The organism is Pseudomonas sp. B414 (genome assembly GCF_055408445.1).
The window spans coordinates 16,626-32,091 of the sequence record NZ_JBUZTQ010000026.1 but is presented as its reverse complement, the minus strand read 5'-3'; the positions used below and the strand labels follow the sequence as shown (position 1 = coordinate 32,091).

The 15,466-nt window shown below is 58.9% G+C and carries 12 protein-coding genes; 6 read left to right on the top strand and 6 right to left on the bottom strand.

What is annotated here, in order from left to right:
• Positions 1–100: 100 nt before the first annotated feature.
• The 5 genes from ACZRMH_RS19345 to rloA form a co-directional block, all read right to left on the bottom strand.
• A complete protein-coding gene (locus ACZRMH_RS19345; protein WP_464014799.1) occupies positions 101–835 on the bottom strand; it encodes a phosphoadenylyl-sulfate reductase in 735 nt (244 codons plus the stop codon).
• A gap of 68 nt (positions 836–903) precedes the next feature.
• Complete coding sequence (gene pabB / locus ACZRMH_RS19340; protein ID WP_464014798.1) at positions 904–2,247, bottom strand: aminodeoxychorismate synthase component I; 1,344 nt, start codon at positions 2,245–2,247, stop codon at positions 904–906.
• A 305-nt stretch (positions 2,248–2,552) separates the two neighbouring features.
• Positions 2,553–3,536 carry an alpha-L-glutamate ligase-like protein gene (locus tag ACZRMH_RS19335; protein WP_464014797.1) on the bottom strand — a complete coding sequence of 328 codons (984 nt, stop codon included), beginning with the start codon at positions 3,534–3,536 and terminating at the stop codon, positions 2,553–2,555.
• Positions 3,536–5,068 (bottom strand): osmotic stress tolerance membrane protein RloB, encoded by a 1,533-nt coding sequence (gene rloB, locus ACZRMH_RS19330; protein ID WP_019827686.1) that lies wholly within the window; start codon positions 5,066–5,068, stop codon positions 3,536–3,538. The genes ACZRMH_RS19335 and rloB overlap by 1 nt, the downstream gene beginning before the upstream one ends.
• 5 nt (positions 5,069–5,073) lie before the next feature.
• Positions 5,074–5,610 carry a retropepsin-like aspartic peptidase RloA gene (gene rloA, locus ACZRMH_RS19325; protein ID WP_464014796.1) on the bottom strand — a complete coding sequence of 179 codons (537 nt, stop codon included), beginning with the start codon at positions 5,608–5,610 and terminating at the stop codon, positions 5,074–5,076.
• A gap of 282 nt (positions 5,611–5,892) precedes the next feature.
• Between rloA and ACZRMH_RS19320 the strand changes: the two genes are divergently transcribed.
• From ACZRMH_RS19320 to prpD, 6 genes are all read left to right on the top strand, one after another.
• Entirely contained in the window at positions 5,893–6,612 is a 720-nt protein-coding gene (locus ACZRMH_RS19320; RefSeq protein WP_464014795.1) for a GntR family transcriptional regulator, read from the top strand.
• On the top strand, positions 6,609–7,496 hold the full coding sequence (gene prpB / locus ACZRMH_RS19315; protein ID WP_464014794.1) for a methylisocitrate lyase: 888 nt from the start codon (positions 6,609–6,611) through the stop codon (positions 7,494–7,496). Before ACZRMH_RS19320 ends, prpB begins: the two co-directional genes overlap by 4 nt.
• A 152-nt stretch (positions 7,497–7,648) precedes the next feature.
• Entirely contained in the window at positions 7,649–8,776 is a 1,128-nt protein-coding gene (gene prpC / locus ACZRMH_RS19310; protein WP_464014793.1) for a bifunctional 2-methylcitrate synthase/citrate synthase, read from the top strand.
• Between the two features lie 172 nt (positions 8,777–8,948).
• Positions 8,949–11,540 (top strand): Fe/S-dependent 2-methylisocitrate dehydratase AcnD, encoded by a 2,592-nt coding sequence (acnD, locus tag ACZRMH_RS19305; RefSeq protein ID WP_464014792.1) that lies wholly within the window; start codon positions 8,949–8,951, stop codon positions 11,538–11,540.
• A 47-nt stretch (positions 11,541–11,587) separates the two neighbouring features.
• Entirely contained in the window at positions 11,588–12,778 is a 1,191-nt protein-coding gene (prpF, locus tag ACZRMH_RS19300) for a 2-methylaconitate cis-trans isomerase PrpF (RefSeq protein WP_464014791.1), read from the top strand.
• 202 nt (positions 12,779–12,980) lie between these two features.
• Positions 12,981–14,465: a 2-methylcitrate dehydratase gene (gene prpD / locus ACZRMH_RS19295; protein WP_464014790.1), complete on the top strand. Its 1,485-nt coding sequence runs from the start codon at positions 12,981–12,983 to the stop codon at positions 14,463–14,465.
• Positions 14,466–14,570: 105 nt separating this feature from the next.
• Here the strand turns inward: prpD and ppsR are convergent, their stop codons facing one another.
• Complete coding sequence (gene ppsR, locus ACZRMH_RS19290; protein WP_016779906.1) at positions 14,571–15,389, bottom strand: posphoenolpyruvate synthetase regulatory kinase/phosphorylase PpsR; 819 nt, start codon at positions 15,387–15,389, stop codon at positions 14,571–14,573.
• Positions 15,390–15,466: the final 77 nt, after the last annotated feature.

The window sequence follows — 15,466 nt, the reverse complement described above, 5'->3', positions numbered from 1 at the left end:
ACGATTCGACTTGCTCGCGATAGCAACACCTCGGTTTAACAGCCAGACCGCGGTGCTGCTATCGCGAGCAAGCCCGCTCCCACAAGGAGGGGGATTTTGCTTAGTTTTTGGCGATCAGATTGCCAGCATGCAGCCCGCATTCTTTTTGCGTGGCTTCTTCCCACCACCAGCGGCCTTCGCGTTCGTGCTGGTTGGGCAGGACCGGGCGGGTGCAGGGCTCGCAGCCGATGCTGATAAAACCGCGCTCATGCAGGCTGTTGTACGGCAACTCCAGCATGCGGATATAACCCCAGACTTCTTCGCTGGTCATCTGCGCCAACGGGTTGAACTTGTACAGGGGGCGTTCCGGAGTCGAGAACGCGCCGTCGATTTCCAATGCGGCTACCTGGCTGCGGGTGCCGGGGCTCTGGTCGCGGCGCTGGCCAGTGGCCCAGGCTTTGACTGTCGACAATTTGCGACGCAGCGGCTCGATCTTGCGGATGCCGCAGCATTCGCCATGGCCGTCTTTATAGAAGCTGAACAGGCCCTTTTCTTTGACGAAGGGTTCGAGCTTGCTTTGATCCGGCGAGATCAATTCGATCTGGATCTTGTAGTGCTCGCGTACCTGCTCGATAAACCGGTAGGTCTCGGGGTGCAGGCGGCCAGTGTCGAGGCTGAACACCTTGACGTTCTTGTTGAGTTTCCAGGCCATGTCCACCAGCACCACGTCTTCGGCGCCGCTGAAGGAGATCCAGAGTTCGTCGCCAAAATGTTCAAAGGCGAGTTTGAGAATATCTTGCGGGGACTTGCTGGCGTATGTCGCGGCGAGTTCAGCGACGTCGAACGGATGGCTCATCAGGCGGCTTCCTACAGTGAATGGCGCTGGGCGCTCTCTAATACCGCGATCTTAGCAAAAAGCGCGGGCTACAGGGTTTGCAGGGTATCGAGCAGGACCTTCACCTTGGTGATGGATTCCTGATACTCCTCCTGCCAGTGGGAGTCGGCCACAATACCGCCGCCGCCCCAGCAACTGACCCACCCGTCCTTGACCAGCAGGCTGCGGATGGCGATGGAACTGTCCATTTCGCCACGTACGTCGAGGTACAGCAGCGAGCCGCAGTAGATGCTGCGCCGGGTAGGCTCCAGCTCGTCGATGATCTGCATGGCGCGGATTTTCGGCGCGCCGGTGATCGAGCCACCGGGGAAGCTGTCGCCAATCAGGTCCAGGGCGTCTTTGCCCGCGGCCAGTTCGCCGATCACGCTGCTGACCAGATGATGGACGTTAGGGTAGCTTTCGAGGGTGAACAACTCCGGCACGCTCACCGAACCGGTGCGGCAGGTGCGCCCCAGATCATTGCGCAGCAGGTCGACGATCATCAGGTTTTCAGCGCGATCCTTGGGGCTGGCCAGCAGTTCGGCGGCGTTGGCTGCATCTTCGCTGCTGTCTTTGCCCCGTGGGCGGGTGCCTTTGATGGGCCGGGTTTCGACTTGATTCTGGCTCACCTGTACAAAGCGCTCAGGAGACAGGCTCAAGATTGCGTTGTTGCCCGTGAGGTTCATAAAGCCTGAGAAGGGTGTAGGGCAGGCGGCCCGTAATGCGCCATAGGCGCTCCAGGCATCGCCTTCGCACTGGGCGCTGAAACGCTGGGTGTAATTGACCTGATAGCAGTCGCCCGCCTGGATATAGCGATGAATCTGCTCCAGGGCCTGCTCATATTGGCTGGCACTGATATCCGGCTGCATCGGTTGCTTGAGGTTGAAAGGCTTGTTGTGCGATGGGCAAGGCTGGCTGAACAGCTGGATCAGGCGCTGGCGCTCTGCTGTTTCGAGGCTTGGGTGAAATACAAGCTGGCTGGTGGTTGCGTGATGGTCACTGATCAGTGCCCAGGCGTACAGGCCCAATTGCGCTTCGGGCAGTTGCAGGTCGTTGTTGGCCTGCGCTGGCAGATGCTCAAGCAGGCGGCCGAAGTCGTAACTGAGGTAACCGATCAGGCCACCGGCGAAGGGCAGCTCATACTGTGCGGGCAGTACGGCGTGGCCCAGTTGCCTCAGGTTATCGCGTAGGCGCTGTAGAAAACTGCGACCTGTTTCCCCGGCCTGAACCCGCAGTTCCTGAAGTGGCCATGCGCTTATCAGGTCATAGCGGCCACGCTCGGCAGTGGGGCGGCCGCTGTCCAGCAGCACGGCGCCGGGCGCATGGCGAATCGCCGAAAAATACGCGGCAGGGTTGGCGTGGTACGGCAGGGGGTGTACGGAGCAGGTCAACATGCGAAGCAAATCAGCCATCGGAGCGGGGGGGCTGATTGTAGTCCTCTGCGGGGTCGCAAATCTATGCGGTTGGATACTGGCTCAAACCTGTGGCAGCTGGCTTACCTGCGATGGCCTGATAGACCGCAGCGCCTGCATCGCAGGCAAGCCAGCTCCCACAGGGTTTGTGCTGCTCACATAATTCGGACCTTGCCAGGATCATTATGTGGGAGCGAGCCTGCTCGCGAAGGCATCACTGCGGTTCGCCTGACAGGCCGCAGCGCCTGCATCGCAGGCAAGCCAGCCACACACTTACAAGTGCGTGCTCAATCGTTCTGGTGGATATGCCCGAACAGTTCCTGGGCAAAGCGCACGCGCTCTTCCGGGGTTTCCTTGATGCCTTTGGCTGCCAGTTCTTCCAGGCGCGCTTCGACCGCGTGGGTACGCAAAGTCAGGCCGCAGTCGTTGGCAATCTGGATATTCAGGCCCGGGCGGGCGTTGAGTTCCAGAATCAGCGGGCCTTTGTCCTGGTCCAGCACCATATCCACGCCGATATAACCCAAACCGCACAACTCATAGCATCCGGCCGCCAGCTTCATAAAGCCGTCCCAGTTGGGCAGTTGCACGCCATCCACAGCGTTGGTGGTGTCCGGGTGCTTGCTGATGATGTTGTTCAGCCAGGTACCGCGCAGGGTCAGGCCGGTTGCCAGGTCGACACCCACGCCGATGGCGCCCTGGTGCAGGTTGGCCTTGCCGCCCGACTGGCGGGTCGGCAAGCGCAGCATGGCCATTACCGGGTAGCCCATCAGCACGATAATGCGGATATCAGGCACGCCTTCGTAGCTGATGCTCTTGAAGATCTGGTCCGGGGTCACCCGGTACTCGATCAGCGCCCGGTCACGGTGGCCACCCAGGGAATACAGGCCAGTAAGGATGCTGGAGATCTGATGTTCGATCTCTTCATGGCTGATGATCTTGCCCGAGACCGTGCGAAAACGGTCCTCAAAGCGATCGGCGATCACCAGAATGCCGTCACCACCCGCGCCTTGTGCGGGCTTGATCACGAAGTCGCTGCGACCACCGATGATTTCATCGAGCTTGTCGATTTCTTTCTCGGTGGAAATCACCCCGTACATTTCCGGCACATGAATGCCGGCCTTGATCGCGCGTTCTTTGGTGATGATCTTGTCATCCACGATCGGGTACAGGCTGCGTTTGTTGTACTTGAGTACGTAGTCCGCATTGCGCCGATTGATGCCCATGATGCCCCTGGCTTCCAGGGCCTTCCAGGTCTTCCAGAAGCCAAACATCAGGAGTCAGCCTTCAGGAACGCTTTGAAACGCACCAGCTCGGTCAGGCGATAGCCGCGATAGCGACCCATTGCCAGCATAAAGCCAACCATGATCAACAGGACTGCCGGGAAAGTGAACACGAAGTACACCAGTTCCGGGATGCTCATCACCAGGTAGGCCAAGGTGGCGGCGAACAGGGTGCCGATCGCGACTTTCATGGCGTGCCCGCCACCTCGCTCTTCCCAGGTGATCGACAGGCGTTCGATGGTCATGGTCAGAATCACCATCGGGAACAGTGCTACCGAGAGCCCGCGCTCCAGGCCCAGCTTATGGCTGAACAGGCTGATGGCCGCGATCAATATCACCACGAACGTCAGCACCACCGACAGGCGCGGCAGCATTTGCAATTTCAGGTGTTCAAGGTAGGAACGCAGCGTCAGCCCGAGTGCGGTAATCACCGTAAACAGGATGATGCCAAAGCCCAGCTGGGTTTCGCGGAACGCCAGGGCGATCAGTACCGGGGTGAAGGTACCCAGGGTTTGCAGGCCGATCAGGTTGCGCAGGATCAGGATCACCAGCACGCCAATCGGGATCATCACCATGATCATGAAGGTTTGCTGGGTCTGCAGCGGCAAGCCGTACAGCGAGTACTCAAGGAAATTGGCGTCGGTGTTTTCGTCCGTCAGCTTGGCCAGGCGAATGGCGTTCATTTCGCTGTTGTTCAGGCTGAACGTGACGTTGGGTTTTTTACCGCCATCGACCGTGACCATCGGCTCGTCACCGATCCACCACAGCAGGCGGTCAGACGGCAGGCCCTGCTCGCCGGTTTCCGGGTTGAAGTACAGCCAGTCGTTGCCGTTAAAGCTGCGCAGCCACAGTTCCGGGTTCTGCGGCTGATCGGCTACCAGGCGAATGGTGTGGACCTTTTCCATCGGCACATGGGCGATGGACAGCAGCAGTTCGATGACCTGCGCCTTGTGTGCGGTCGACGGGTCGCCCGCCAGCAGCAGTTTTACGTTGTCATCGTTGGGGTTGCTGACGCGCTTGATGGTTTCGCTGATAAAGGTTTCGACATCGGCCGAGTGCTGGCGGATCGGTGCGAGCAAAGCTTCGGCGGCGATTTTTTCCGGGCCTTCGACGGCGATACTGTCACGGAATACCGGGCCTTTGACCTTGGTCTTGTCACCGGAATAGCGCTTGGTCAGCACCAGGCGGTAGTAGAGGGTCTGCTTGCCGCTGACTCGACGTGCCGACCAGGTGACCTTGCGGTTGCCGTCAACCCGGTTGACGCTCACCCCGTAGTTATTGGAGATAAAGCTCTCGTTCAGGCTGACGTAGTCGCGGTTGAGCGGCGGTACGAACATCTGGATCTTGACCGGGTCCTTGGAGCTGGCGACGAATTCGACTTTGGCGTCGATGTTCCACAGGTCGTCAGTCGCGTCCTCGGTGACAGGAATGCCGAGGGCGAAAATCTGGTAGGCAGTAATCGAAATGCCCAGCACCACAAGGATGGTGATCAAGATTTTCAGGTGAAGGGTAAGAGCGCGCATTTCAATTACTCTGCGGTTTGAGCGTTGGCGGCGCAGGCAGGTTTGCCAGCAGCGTATTTAAGACTTGGGTCGACCAGCGCATCAAAGCGTTTCAGCGCTTCGGAGCCGATCAACAACGGGTATTGGAACGCACTTCTATCGGTCAAGTTCACTTCTATGGTGCGTAAAGCCTTGCCCATGCAAATTTCCAGGGAAATGACCGGGCGCGAGGTGTAGTTCTTGTCCGACTCGGGGTCGTAATCACCGGAGCGGCGCTTGATCTTGCTGACCCGTGCCAGCGGGCGCTCGATGGGGTGCGAGTGGGCATCATCGATGGCCAGGTAAAAGCGCACCCAGCTCTCGCCATCACGCTTGAAGCGCTTGATATCGCGGGCGCTGAGCGAAGCAGTCTTGGCGCCGGTGTCGAGTTTGGCCGCCACCTGCAAATCGATGCCTGCCAGTTCGGCGTATTCATTCAGGCCGTACACGGTTTTTTCGCCAGCAAGGCTCAAGCCCGGAACGCACAGCAGGCAAGCGAGGAGGTAGAGGGGGAAAAATTTCATAAATCGGAACGTGGTCTCTTGCAATCTTCAGTTCAAGGCACTGGCAGTACAGAGCAAGTTCCCTCGTGCGGCTGCCCGATGGAGGGGGGCAGGGCTGGTGCGGTCGGCATTCTAACATGATGGTTTTATGGCGCCAGCGCCGGGGCGTTTCAATACGGGCGCAAGGCTTGTCGATTCAACCAAGGTCGTATTAGTAGATTGTCGACAATATCGATTTATTCTTTGACTCTTTACGCTTAAATGGCTAATTTTGGCGCTATTGATTTACAAGGTGTCGACAATATGCTGCAAGCCCTGGAGCCAGCTGCAATCGCTCAAGACGATTCTGAAACCCTCTCCGAGAACGTGTTCCGGCGTATTCAGGCCGCTATTGTCAAAGGCGAAATCGCCCCCGGCAGCAAGATCTCCGAGCCTGAGCTGGCCCGTACCTACGGCATCAGCCGCGGGCCATTGCGGGAAGCCATCCATCGCCTTGAAGGCCAGCGCCTGCTGGTGCGTGTGCCCCATGTCGGGGCGCGGGTCGTGTCCTTGAGCCACGCCGAGCTGATCGAACTCTACGAAATCCGCGAGTCCCTGGAAGGCATGGCCTGCCGCCTGGCCGCCGAACGCATGAGCGATGAAGACATTGCCGAATTGCGCCAGGTGCTCGAAACCCATGAGCGCGATGAAGCGTTCCAGGCCGGTGTCGGTTACTACCAGCAGGAAGGCGACTTCGATTTTCATTACAAGATTATTCAGGGCAGCGGCAACCGCACCCTCACGCAAATGCTCTGCGGCGAGCTGTACCAATTGGTGCGCATGTACCGCATCCAGTTTTCCGCCACGCCCAACCGCCCGCATCAGGCGTTTGCCGAGCATCACCGTATTCTCGATGCCATAGCCGATCGCGACGGCGAACTGGCCGAGTTGTTGATGCGCCGACATATCGGCGCCTCGAAACGCAATATTGCGCGTCACTACCAAGACGCCCAGCAGACAGCCACTCCACGAGGTGAGTCATGAGCAATAAGAACAGTCCAGGCCAGCGTTTCCGTGATGCAGTTGCCAGCGAGCATCCCTTGCAAGTAGTGGGCGCGATCAATGCCAACCACGCGCTGCTGGCGCAACGTGCCGGTTTCAAGGCGATCTACCTGTCGGGTGGCGGTGTCGCTGCCGGTTCTCTGGGTGTGCCTGACCTGGGCATTACCGGTCTGGATGATGTGCTGACTGATGTACGACGCATTACCGACGTATGTGATCTGCCGCTGCTGGTGGATGTGGACACTGGCTTTGGTTCCTCGTTCTTCAACGTGTCGCGTACCGTCAAGTCGATGATCAAGTTCGGCGCCGCCGCGATTCATATTGAAGACCAGGTGGGCGCCAAGCGTTGCGGCCATCGTCCGAACAAGGAAATCGTTTCGCTGCAAGAGATGGTCGATCGCATCAAGGCCGCCGTCGATGCCCGCACCGATGACAGCTTTGTGATTATGGCGCGTACCGATGCGCTGGCGGTTGAAGGTCTGGAGTCGGCGCTGGAGCGTGCAGCAGCCTGTGTAGAGGCGGGCGCGGACATGGTCTTCCCGGAAGCCATTACCGAACTGGAAATGTACAAGCTGTTCGCCAACCGGGTGAAGTCGCCGATCCTGGCCAATATCACCGAGTTCGGCGCCACGCCGCTGTACACCACCGAACAACTGGCGGGCGCTGACGTTTCGCTGGTGCTGTACCCGCTGTCGGCATTCCGGGCGATGAACAAGGCGGCAGAAAACGTCTATGGCGCCATCCGCCGCGACGGTACCCAGCAAAACGTGATCGACACCATGCAAACCCGCATGGAACTGTACGACGCCATCAACTACCACGCGTTTGAGCAAAAGCTCGATGCGGTGTTTGCGAGCAAGAAGTAAACGTTGTGGGAGCGGGCTTGCTCGCGATGGAATCAGCGCAGTGATTCAGGCAAACCGTGTTGTCTGAATCGCGAGCAAGCCCGCTCCCACAAGGGAATGTATTGAATCAAGTAGTTGCCGAATCCCTAACAAATTCAAGATTGGAGAGCGCAATGGCCGAAGCAAAAGTATTGAGTGGTGCCGGATTACGCGGCCAGGTGGCTGGGCAAACTGCCCTGTCGACTGTAGGTCAGGAAGGCGCGGGCCTCACTTATCGTGGTTATGACGTACGTGAATTGGCAGCCGAAGCCCGCTTTGAAGAAGTGGCTTACCTGCTGCTGTACGGCGAACTGCCTACCCAAACCGAACTGGCGGCCTACACCGCCAAACTGCAAAAACTGCGTGACCTGCCGCAAGCACTGAAAGAAGTGCTGGAGCGCATCCCCGCTGACGCCCACCCGATGGACGTGATGCGCACCGGTTGTTCGTTCCTGGGCAATATCGAGCCGGAGAAAGACTTCTCCGAGCAGCACGACAAGACCGACCGCCTGCTGGCCGCCTTTCCGGCGATCATGTGCTACTGGTATCGCTTCAGCCACGACGGCAAGCGCATCAATTGTGTAACCGAGGAAGAGTCCATCGGTGGCCACTTTCTGCACTTGCTGCATGACAAGAAACCGAGCGAGTTGCATGTCAAAGTGATGAACGTGTCGCTGATCCTTTACGCCGAGCACGAATTCAACGCTTCGACCTTTACGGCTCGTGTGTGTGCCTCGACCCTGTCCGACCTGTTTTCGTGCATCACCGCCGCCATCGGTTCGTTGCGCGGCCCGCTGCACGGTGGCGCCAACGAAGCGGCGATGGAAATGATCGAGCGCTTCGGTTCGGCAGAAGAAGCGGTGCAAGGCACCCTCGGCATGCTGGCGCGCAAGGACAAGATCATGGGCTTTGGCCACGCGATCTACAAAGACAGCGACCCGCGTAATGAAGTGATCAAGGGCTGGTCGAAAAAACTGGCGGACGAAGTGGGCGACACCGTGCTGTTTCCGGTTTCCGAAGCGATCGACAAGACCATGTGGGAACAAAAGAAGCTGTTCCCCAACGCTGACTTCTACCATGCCTCGGCGTACCACTTTATGGGTATCCCGACCAAGCTGTTCACCCCAATCTTTGTTTGCTCACGCCTGACCGGCTGGGCTGCCCACGTGTTCGAACAGCGTGCCAATAACCGCATCATCCGCCCGAGCGCCGAGTATATCGGCGTAGAACAGCGCAAGTTCGTGCCAATCGAGCGTCGCTGAGCAAGCAGCAGGTCGTAACCCTCAAGTAATTGTGGGAGTGGGCTTGCTCGCGATGCAATCAACGCGGTTTGACTGAATAACCGCAGCGTCTGCATCGCGAGCAAGCCCGCTCCCACACTTGAAATCGTTGCCAACTGCCCTTTTGTAACCACCGTGATCGAGTCCTGCGCCAATGAATACTGAATTTCGCAAAACATTACCGGGCACCCGGCTGGATTATTTCGACACCCGCGCGGCAGTCGATGCGATCAAGCCCGGCGCTTACGACACCCTGCCTTACACCTCCCGCGTACTGGCCGAAAACCTGGTGCGCCGCTGTGATCCTGCCACCCTGAATGCTTCGCTGAGCCAGTTGATCGATCGCAAGCGCGATCTCGACTTCCCTTGGTTCCCGGCACGTGTGGTGTGCCACGATATTCTGGGGCAGACCGCACTGGTCGATCTGGCCGGCCTGCGTGATGCCATCGCCCAGCAAGGCGGTGATCCGGCCCAGGTCAACCCGGTGGTACCGACCCAACTGATCGTTGACCACTCTTTGGCAGTGGAATGCGGCGGTTATGACCCGGAGGCGTTCGAGAAAAACCGCGCCATCGAGGACCGTCGCAACGAAGACCGTTTCCACTTTATCGAGTGGACCAAAAAGGCGTTTAAAAACGTCGACGTGATCCCGCCGGGCAACGGCATCATGCACCAGATCAACCTGGAGAAAATGTCTCCGGTGATCCAGGTGCGCGACGGCGTGGCGTTCCCGGATACTTGCGTGGGCACGGACAGCCACACCCCGCACGTTGATTCATTGGGTGTAATTGCCATTGGCGTTGGCGGCCTGGAAGCCGAAAGCGTGATGCTTGGCCGTGCCTCGTGGATGCGCCTGCCGGAAATCGTCGGCGTTGAATTGACCGGCAAACTGCAACCGGGCATTACCGCTACCGATATGGTGCTGGCGCTGACCGAGTTCCTGCGCAAGCAGAAAGTGGTCGGGGCCTGGCTGGAGTTCTTCGGCGAAGGCGCAGCAGCATTGACCCTGGGCGACCGTGCCACCATCTCCAATATGGCCCCGGAATACGGCGCCACGGCAGCGATGTTCTATATCGACCAGCAAACCATCGACTACCTCAAGCTCACCGGTCGCGAAGACCAGCAAGTGCAGCTTGTAGAAAACTACGCCAAGGTCAGCGGCCTGTGGGGCGACAGCCTCAAGGGTGCGCAATACGAGCGTAACCTGAGCTTTGACCTGTCGTCTGTGGTGCGCAACATGGCCGGGCCGAGCAACCCGCACGCTCGCGTGGCAACCTCTGATCTGGCGGCCAAGGGTATTGCCGGGCAGTGGGACGACGTGCCGGGGCAAATGCCCGACGGCGCGGTGATCATCGCGGCCATCACCAGCTGCACCAACACCAGCAACCCGCGCAACGTGATTGCCGCAGGTCTGATGGCCCGCAACGCCAACAAACTCGGCCTGGCCCGCAAACCGTGGGTCAAGACCTCGCTGGCGCCGGGTTCAAAAACCGTTGCCCTGTACCTCGACGAGGCCGGTTTGACCCATGAGTTGGAGAAACTGGGCTTTGGCGTGGTGGCTTTTGCCTGCACCACCTGTAATGGCATGTCCGGCGCGCTGGACCCGGTTATCCAGCAGGAAATCATCGACCGCGACCTGTACGCCACCGCCGTACTGTCGGGCAACCGCAACTTTGATGGACGGATTCATCCGTACGCCAAACAGGCATTTTTGGCCTCGCCACCGCTGGTGGTGGCCTATGCGATTGCCGGCACCATCCGTTTCGATATCGAAAAAGACGTACTGGGCGTGGATGCCAACGGCAAGGAAATCCGCCTGAAAGATATCTGGCCGAGCGACGAAGAAATCGACGCCGTGGTCAAGGCAGCGGTCAAGCCCGAGCAGTTCCGCCAGGTCTACATTCCGATGTTTGCCATTCATGAAGACACTGGTCCGAAAGTCGAGCCGCTGTATGACTGGCGCCCGCAGAGCACCTATATCCGCCGTCCGCCGTACTGGGAAGGTGCGCTGGCCGGTGCCCGTCCACTTAAAGGCATGCGTCCTCTGGCAGTGCTGCCGGACAACATCACCACCGATCACCTGTCGCCGTCCAACGCCATCATGCTCGACAGCGCCGCTGGCGAATACCTGGCGAAAATGGGCTTGCCGGAAGTCGACTTCAACTCTTACGCGACCCACCGCGGCGACCATCTGACCGCCCAGCGCGCGACCTTCGCCAACCCGAAACTGTTTAACGAAATGGTGATCGAGGACGGCAAGGTCAAACAGGGTTCACTGACCCGCCTTGAGCCTGAAGGCAAGGTCATGCGTATGTGGGAAGCCATCGAAACCTATATGGACCGCAAGCAGCCGCTGATCATTATCGCCGGTGCCGACTACGGCCAAGGTTCGTCCCGAGACTGGGCGGCCAAGGGCGTGCGTCTGGCGGGTGTCGAAGCTATTGCGGCGGAAGGTTTTGAGCGTATTCACCGCACCAACCTGGTGGGCATGGGCGTGTTGCCGCTGGAGTTCCTGCCAGGCACCAATCGCAAAACCCTGCAGATCGACGGCAGCGAAACCTACGACGTGATCGGCGAACGTACCCCGCGTGCCATGCTGACCCTGGTGATTACCCGGAAAAATGGCGAGTGCATCGAAGTGCCGGTGACCTGCCGCCTGGACACCGCTGAAGAAGTTTCGATCTATGAAGCGGGCGGCGTATTGCAACGCTTTGCCCAGGACTTCCTGGAATCAGCCACTGCTTGATCACAGCGCCGGGGCCCTGCGCCCCGGCCTTAACAGGACTGTGTTTTATGGCCTATGCAGCGCAAATCCGAATTCCCGCGACTTATATGCGCGGCGGCACCAGCAAGGGTGTGTTTTTCAGCCTGCTTGACTTGCCGGCCGCAGCTCAGGTGCCGGGTGCGGCCCGAGATGCCTTGCTGTTACGGGTAATCGGCAGCCCCGACCCCTACGAAAAACAGATCGACGGCATGGGGGCGGCGACGTCCAGCACCAGCAAAACCGTGATCCTGAGCAAAAGCCTGCACGCCGATCACGACGTCGACTATCTGTTCGGTCAAGTCGCGATCGACAAGCCGTTTGTAGACTGGAGCGGCAACTGCGGCAACCTGTCGGCGGCCGTGGGCTCGTTCGCGGTCAGCAGCGGTCTGGTGGATGCCAGCCGTATCCCGCAAAACGGCACGGCGGTGGTGCGTATCTGGCAGGCCAATATCGGCAAGACCATCATTGCCCATGTACCGATCACAGACGGTGCCGTGCAGGAAACCGGTGACTTCGAACTGGATGGCGTGACTTTTCCGGCAGCCGAAGTGCAGTTGGAGTTTCTCAACCCGGCAGCGGATGAAGAGGGTGCAGGCGGTTCGATGTTCCCGACCGGCAACCTGGTGGACGATCTTGAAGTGCCGGGAGTGGGCACCTTGAACGTGACGATGATCAACGCCGGGATCCCGACGATTTTTGTCAATGCGCGGGATATTGGCTACACCGGTGCAGAGTTGCAAAACGACATCAACAGCGACCCCAAAGCCCTGGCCATGTTCGAAACCATCCGTGCTCACGGTGCATTGCGCATGGGCCTGATCGACAAGCTTGAAGATGCCGCCAAGCGTCAGCACACACCCAAGGTTGCCTTTGTTGCGCCGCCAGTGGCCTATGTGTCGTCCAGCGGCAAGCCGGTGGCTGCGCAGGATGTGGATTTGCTGGTGCGGGCCCTGTCGATGGGCAAGTTGCACCACGCCATGATGGGCACCGCTGCGGTAGCCATCGGCACGGCGGCGGCAATTCCGGGCACGCTGGTCAATCTGGCGGCGGGTGGTGAGTTGCGTAGCGCCGTGCGTTTTGGTCACCCGTCGGGCACCTTGCGTGTGGGCGCTGAAGCTCAGCAGGCTGGCGGGGAATGGACCGTGACCAAAGCCATCATGAGCCGCAGTGCGCGAGTATTGATGGAAGGCTGGGTGCGGGTGCCGGGCGATTCGTTCTAGAGGTTGTACGCATAAAGTGTGGGAGCGGGCTTGCTCGCGATGAGATTTACGCGGTTTCACTGAAGGATCGCGTCGCTGGATCGCGAGCAAGCCCTCTCCCACAGTCAACTCAAGTACTTCAAAGCAGGCATTCAGACCTGCTGTACAACGACCCTGAGCCTGAGGATGGACCACGACACTTACCCACTCTTTGGAGATACCCATGAGCGCCAACGTCGACCTCAACAACCGCCCCGACTATGACCAGGTTTTGCAGGATATCGCCGATTATGTCCTGACCTACCGCATCACTTCGCCCGAAGCCCTGGACACTGCGCGCAACTGCCTGATGGACACCCTGGGCTGCGGCCTGCTGGCCCTGCGTTTTCCGGAATGCACCAAGCATCTGGGGCCGATCGTCGAGGGTACTGTGGTGCCATTCGGTGCCCGCGTACCCGGCACTTCGTTTCGTCTCGATCCGGTCAAGGCCGCCTGGGACTTCGGTTGCATCGTGCGCTGGCTGGATTTCAACGACACCTGGCTGGCGGCGGAGTGGGGCCATCCTTCGGACAATCTGGGCGGCATTCTGGCAGTCGCCGATCATCTGTCGCAAAAGCGCGTAGCCAATGGCGAAGCGCCGCTAGCGGTGCGGGCAGTGCTTGAAGCCATGATCATGGCCCATGAGATTCAGGGTGTGATTGCCCTGGAAAACTCCTTCAATCGTGTCGGCCTGGACCATGTATTACTGGTAAAAGTCGCCTCGACGGCTGTCTGCGCCAAGCTTATGGGCGCCAGTCGCGAGCAGTTGCTGTCAGCCTTGTCCCACGCTTTTGTCGATGGTCAGGCGCTGCGTACCTATCGCCATGCACCGAATGCCGGGTCGCGTAAATCCTGGGCCGCAGGGGATGCGTCGAGCCGTGGCGTACGCCTTGCCGATATTGCCCTGCGTGGCGAGATGGGTATCCCCGGTGTCCTGACGGCGCCGCAGTGGGGCTTCTACGATGTGCTGTTCAGCCATACCAACAAGGATCTGGCGCTCAAGCCCGAGGGCCAGCGCCAGTTCAGCCTGAGCCAGCCCTACGGCACCTATGTGATGGAAAACGTGCTGTTCAAGATCAGCTTTCCGGCCGAATTCCATGCCCAGACGGCCTGTGAAGCGGCGGTAACACTGCATCCGCAGGTCAGGGAGCGCCTGCATGAAATCGAAAAAATCGTGATTACAACCCACGAATCGGCGATTCGGATCATTTCCAAGCAAGGCAAATTGGCCAACGCGGCGGACCGGGATCATTGCATTCAATATATGACCGCCGTGCCGCTGGCCTTTGGCAATCTTGTAGCTGAGCAATATGAAGACGACTTCCACGCCGCGCATCCGATCATCGATCAGTTGCGCGAGAAAATGGTGATTGTCGAAGATCCGCGCTACACCCGCGAGTACCTGGAAGCAGACAAGCGCTCGATCGCCAACGCGATTCAGGTGTTTTTCAGCGATGGCACCAGCACCGAACAAGTGGTGGTGGAGTACCCGATTGGCCATCGTCGGCGTCGGGCAGAGGGGATTCCATTACTGGAAGACAAGTTCAAGGCCAATCTGGCGACCCGTTTTGTGGGCCAGCGCTGTGCCGAAATTTTCGCGCTGTGCAAGGACCAGGCAGCGCTGGAGGCCACTCCGGTTAACCGATTTGTGGATTTGCTGGTGCTCTGAGCTGTGTGGGAGCGGGCTTGCTCGCGATGCAGGCGCCTCGGTGTGTCAGGCTGCCCGCGGTGATGCTATCGCGAGCAAGCCCGCTCCCACAAAGGCTATGGGTGGTTATTTGAACCGCCGCTCCACGCCTTTCTCCACCAGGATCTTGGCCGAGATTTCTTCAACCGAGAAATGTGTGGAGTTGATATGCGGGATGTTTTCGCGCTGGAACAGGCGTTCGACTTCGCGCACTTCAAATTCGCACTGGGCAAAACTGGAGTAACGGCTATTGGGTTTGCGCTCGTTGCGAATGGCGGTCAGGCGATCCGGGTCGATGGTCAGGCCGAACAGCTTGTGTTTGTGTTCGCGCAGGGCTGCAGGCAGTTTGAGGCTTTCCATATCGTCATCGGTCAGCGGGTAGTTGGCCGCACGGATGCCGAATTGCATGGCCATATAAAGGCAGGTCGGGGTTTTGCCGCAGCGCGACACGCCCACCAGAATCAGGTCGGCCTTGTCGTACTTGTGCGTGCGGGCGCCGTCATCGTTGTCGAGGGCGAAGTTCACCGCCTCGATACGTTCCATATAGTTGGAGTTGTGGCCAATGGAGTGGGATTTGCCCACCGAGTACGAGGAATGTTCACCCAGCGCCTGCTCCAGTGGTGCCAGGAAGCTGGAGAAGATGTCGATCATGAAACCATTGGACGTGGCGAGGATCTCGCGGATGTCCTGATTGACGATAGTGTCGAAAATTATCGGGCTGAAACCGTCTTTTTCGGCGGCGTTATCGATTTGTTGTACCATTGCCCGCGCTTTTTCCACGCTGTCTATATAAGGGCGCGTGAACTTGCTGAAGGTCACATTTTCGAATTGTGCCAACAAACTTTGGCCCAGGGTTTCGGCGGTAATGCCGGTGCCATCGGAGATAAAGAAAGCAGATCGTTTCATTTGCGCCTTGGGCCTTAAGCTGGTGACGATTCTTGGATATGATAGGCGCGATTTTGTCGCCCGATATGGCAGGCAGT

Excerpts from the sequence above, each read along its gene's own strand:
- ACZRMH_RS19345 (WP_464014799.1), bottom strand. The coding sequence starts at position 835 with ATGAGCCATCCGTTCGACGTCGCTGAACTCGCCGCGACATACGCCAGC.
- pabB (WP_464014798.1), bottom strand. The coding sequence starts at position 2,247 with ATGTTGACCTGCTCCGTACACCCCCTGCCGTACCACGCCAACCCTGCC.
- ACZRMH_RS19335 (WP_464014797.1), bottom strand. The coding sequence starts at position 3,536 with ATGTTTGGCTTCTGGAAGACCTGGAAGGCCCTGGAAGCCAGGGGCATC.
- rloB (WP_019827686.1), bottom strand. The coding sequence starts at position 5,068 with ATGCGCGCTCTTACCCTTCACCTGAAAATCTTGATCACCATCCTTGTG.
- rloA (WP_464014796.1), bottom strand. The coding sequence starts at position 5,610 with ATGAAATTTTTCCCCCTCTACCTCCTCGCTTGCCTGCTGTGCGTTCCG.
- ACZRMH_RS19320 (WP_464014795.1), top strand. The coding sequence starts at position 5,893 with ATGCTGCAAGCCCTGGAGCCAGCTGCAATCGCTCAAGACGATTCTGAA.
- prpB (WP_464014794.1), top strand. The coding sequence starts at position 6,609 with ATGAGCAATAAGAACAGTCCAGGCCAGCGTTTCCGTGATGCAGTTGCC.
- prpC (WP_464014793.1), top strand. The coding sequence starts at position 7,649 with ATGGCCGAAGCAAAAGTATTGAGTGGTGCCGGATTACGCGGCCAGGTG.
- acnD (WP_464014792.1), top strand. The coding sequence starts at position 8,949 with ATGAATACTGAATTTCGCAAAACATTACCGGGCACCCGGCTGGATTAT.
- prpF (WP_464014791.1), top strand. The coding sequence starts at position 11,588 with ATGGCCTATGCAGCGCAAATCCGAATTCCCGCGACTTATATGCGCGGC.
- prpD (WP_464014790.1), top strand. The coding sequence starts at position 12,981 with ATGAGCGCCAACGTCGACCTCAACAACCGCCCCGACTATGACCAGGTT.
- ppsR (WP_016779906.1), bottom strand. The coding sequence starts at position 15,389 with ATGAAACGATCTGCTTTCTTTATCTCCGATGGCACCGGCATTACCGCC.